The organism is Flavobacterium sp. (assembly GCF_035760125.1).
Classification (GTDB): Bacteria; Bacteroidota; Bacteroidia; order Flavobacteriales; family Flavobacteriaceae; genus Flavobacterium.
Genome location: NZ_DASTTN010000305.1, coordinates 1 through 3,741, shown reverse-complemented (window position 1 = coordinate 3,741; position 3,741 = coordinate 1). Strand labels below are relative to the sequence as shown.

Below are 3,741 nucleotides of genomic sequence, written 5' to 3'. Positions count from 1 at the left end.
TAAATTGAAGTATGTTGATGAATTCTAAATCCAAAATTCTTTTGATTTATACTGGTGGAACAATCGGTATGAGAAAGGATTTTGAAACCGGGGCGCTTAAGGCTTTCAATTTTAGCAAACTCCTTCATAGTATTCCTGAATTAAAATTGTTGGATTGTGAGATAGATACTTTTTCTTTTGAAAATCCAATAGATTCCTCCAATATGAACCCTGAACATTGGGGTGAAATTGCTCTTACTATCGAGAACAATTACGATAACTTTGATGGCTTTGTGGTGCTTCATGGGTCTGATACCATGTCATATTCAGCTTCAGCATTGAGTTTTATGCTCGAAAATCTTTCAAAACCTATTATTTTTACTGGCTCTCAACTGCCTATTGGGGATTTGAGAACCGATGCTAAAGAAAATTTAATTACGGCGATTCAAATAGCTTCTTTACAAGAAAATGGACAACCTTTAATAAAAGAGGTTTGCCTCTATTTTGAATACAAATTATACCGCGGAAATAGAACAGTCAAAATAAATGCGGAACATTTTAGGGCATTTATTTCTCCTAATTATCCTTTTTTGGTGGAGTCTGGAGTGCATTTAAAAATAAATTCGGAATTATTTTTGCCTTCAAATGATGGAGCTTCTTTAAAAGTTCACATGCATTTGGATAATAATGTAGCAATCATCAAAATGTTTCCAGGAATAAGTGAAACAGTGCTTTCTGCTATTTTGAATATTGAGAGTTTAAAAGGAATTGTACTCGAAACCTACGGAGCTGGAAATGCACCCACGGAAGATTGGTTTTTGGCGCTTTTGCAAGATGCAATAAATAGAGGTTTGCATATTGTCAATGTTACACAATGTTCGATAGGCAGTGTGAGCATGGGGCATTATGAAACGAGCACCACTATGAAAAAACTGGGAATTATTTCGGGAAAAGATATTACTACGGAAGCCGCAATTACCAAATTAATGTATTTATTGGGACAAAATATAGCTTCGTCAGACTTCAAAAATGTATTCGAAACTTCATTAAGGGGAGAAATGCAATAATATTGATTTTTTACTTTCAAAATTCATTTTTTTTAATGTTCTTTGCACACCAAAATAATAGAGAGGTGTCCGAGTGGTTGAAGGAGCTAGCCTGGAAAGCTAGTATATGGGTAACTGTATCGAGGGTTCGAATCCCTTCCTCTCTGCAGAAAAAAAGCGTTGTATCAAATCAGATACAACGCTTTTTTAGTTTATTCTATACGCCTTTTAACAAAGGATAAACCTTTTTGAATTTCTCAAATGCTTTTTTATAAATCAATGTGTGTTTTTGATTGGGATAAAAAGTCGCTTCTGTTTTGTTTTCGAATGATTTTGTATTTCCAATAGCTTTAAAGCCTACTAAAACTGCTCCCCAAGCAGCTCCTTCAATGGTTTCGGAAATAACTACCTTCATTTGGAAAATGTCGGCTACCATTTGCAGCCATAATTTACTTTTGCCAAAACCACCACTAACCATTACAGTAGTTTCTTTTCTTATTTTGGGATCCGGAAGTAAAACTTCGACTACACTGAACAATCCAAAAAGAATGCCTTCGAGAGTCGCTCTGATAAAATGGGCTTTATGATGGGTAATTCTAATACCTAGTAAGGTTCCTTGTGCCTCTGCATCCCAAATTGGAGCCCTCTCTCCAAGTAAATAAGGAACAAAAAGCAAGCCATCAGAACCCGCTGGTATTTCTTTTGCCTGCCCTAAAAGGGTTTCGTACGATTCATTTGTTTTTAAAAGGGATTCTTTTAGCCATTGCAAAATGATAGCTCCATTATTTACCGCGCCTAATTTTAAGTATTGATTGTCTATTAAATGATAACATTGTGTTCGCATTTCAGCATCAATGTAAGGTTGTTCAATGGGGATTCTAACAGCTCCACTGGTTCCTATGGATAAGGCAATCCGATTTTTTTCCATTGAGCCAGTTCCTAGATTAGCCAATGGACCATCTCCGCCTCCAAGGATGTACAAAAAGTCATCATTAATTCCTTTGGATTTGTGTGTTGATGGTACAATTTTCGAAAGTTGGTCTTCCTTTATATTTAAATAATTAAGAATAACTTCGTCCCATTGTAAATTGTGGATGTTCATTATGCCAGTACCAGATGCCATCGACGAATCTGTAACGTATTCTCCTGTGAGTTGATGCCAAATGTATTCTTTGAGGCTGATGAATTTAAAAGCATTATTGAATAAATTAGTTTCGTTTTCTTTGAACCAAGCCAATTTTGTCATGGGAGAAAAAGGATGAATAGGGATGCCCGTTTTTTGATAAAAAAGAGTTCCAAATTCAGATTTTTTTAATGCTGCAGCAATTGAAGTTGCTCTGTTGTCCGCCCAGAGTAGTGCATCGCTTATCGGGAAACCATCCTCATTTATGATAAGAATGCTTTGCATTGCAGCACTAAAACTAATAAATTCGGGTTGTATGTTTTTTGTTATTTCTTTAATACAGATTAAAACAGAATCTAAAATTTCATTTGGTTTTTGTGTACTCCAATTTTCTTCAGGATGATACATTGGATATTCTTTGGTGATTTGATGCAATACGTTTCCGTTTTCGTCAAAACAAATTGCTTTTGTAGCCGTTGTGCCAATATCAATTCCGATGTATGTTTTTTCCATTTTTAAGTAGTCACAAATTGATTCAGAATTAAAACACCAATCAATCCCATAATTCCTATAATTGTTTCCATTACAGTCCATGTTTTAAAAGTGTCTTTTAGGCTAATGCCAAAATACTCTTTGAACATCCAAAATCCTGTGTCATTAACATGTGAACACATTAAACTTCCAGCCCCAATAGAAAGCACCATCAATTCTGGACTGATGCCTGAACTCGCTACCAAAGGTTGAACTATTCCTGCCGCGGTTAGTCCTGCCACTGTTGCCGAGCCTATTGCTATTCGAATAATTGTGGCAATTAGCCATCCTAGGATTAAGGGTGAAAGTGTAGATTTTTCGAAAAAAACTGCTAAATCAGTTCCAATGCCACTATCAATCAGTACTTGTTTGAAAGCACCTCCAGATGCGATAATTAAAATAATCATAGTTACCGATGCAAGTGCAGTACTTGATTTATCCATGATGTCGTGCATTTTTTGACCTCTCTTTATTCCTAAAAATACAAATACAAACAGAACGGCAATTAACAGGGCTATTGTTGGGTTTCCTATATATCCAAGAAGGATACGGATAGAATTGGTTTCGGCTAGTGTTAATTCACTTATGGTAGCCAAAGCCATTAGTAAAATAGGAATCAATGCGGAAATGATGCTTATAGTAAAAGAAGGTAACTCGGATTCTTGGAATGTTTTACTCTCAAATAAGCCTTTTGGTGGATTGGCGCTGATTTTTTTAATAAATTCTGGAAATAAGATTCCGGCTATGAGTAAAGCTGGGATCGCTACTATTAATCCATAAAGTAAGGTTTTGCCAATATTGGCTTTAAAAATTACTGCAATGGCTGTTGGCCCAGGGTGCGGAGGTAAAAATCCATGGGTGATAGATAGTGCTGATGCCATAGCAATACCTAAATAGATAAGAGGTTGTTTCGTATTTGTGCTTACAGCAAAAACCATTGGGATCAAAATGATAAAACCAGCATTGTAAAACATTGAAATACCAACTGCAAAACCTGTTAGGGCCATTGCCCATTTAATGTGTTTTGCACCAAATAACTTAGTCATTGCGGAACTTATCCGT

3 protein-coding genes and 1 tRNA gene are annotated in these 3,741 nt (G+C 35.9%); 2 read left to right on the top strand and 2 right to left on the bottom strand.

Features of this window, described 5'->3' with window-relative positions; all coding sequences use genetic code 11:
- Nucleotides 1-17 precede the first annotated feature (17 nt).
- Both VFS71_RS11000 and VFS71_RS10995 read left to right on the top strand, forming a co-directional pair.
- A complete protein-coding gene (locus VFS71_RS11000) occupies nt 18-1,046 on the top strand; it encodes an asparaginase (RefSeq protein ID WP_326401272.1) in 1,029 nt (342 codons plus the stop codon).
- A gap of 59 nt (nt 1,047-1,105) precedes the next feature.
- Nucleotides 1,106-1,192 (top strand) — tRNA-Ser (locus tag VFS71_RS10995).
- A gap of 50 nt (nt 1,193-1,242) precedes the next feature.
- Here VFS71_RS10995 and VFS71_RS10990 read toward each other — a convergent pair.
- Together VFS71_RS10990 and VFS71_RS10985 are read right to left on the bottom strand one after the other, a co-directional pair.
- Nucleotides 1,243-2,661 (bottom strand): gluconokinase, encoded by a 1,419-nt coding sequence (locus VFS71_RS10990; RefSeq protein WP_326401271.1) that lies wholly within the window; start codon nt 2,659-2,661, stop codon nt 1,243-1,245.
- Nucleotides 2,662-2,663: 2 nt separating this feature from the next.
- Nucleotides 2,664-3,741: gluconate:H+ symporter (locus tag VFS71_RS10985; protein WP_326401270.1), on the bottom strand; the 1,078-nt coding region annotated here is incomplete at its 5' end.

What these genes read in the sequence shown, in the direction of transcription:
- VFS71_RS11000 (WP_326401272.1), top strand. Translation starts at nt 18, where the DNA reads ATGAATTCTAAATCCAAAATTCTTTTGATTTATACTGGTGGAACAATC.
- VFS71_RS10990 (WP_326401271.1), bottom strand. Translation starts at nt 2,661, where the DNA reads ATGGAAAAAACATACATCGGAATTGATATTGGCACAACGGCTACAAAA.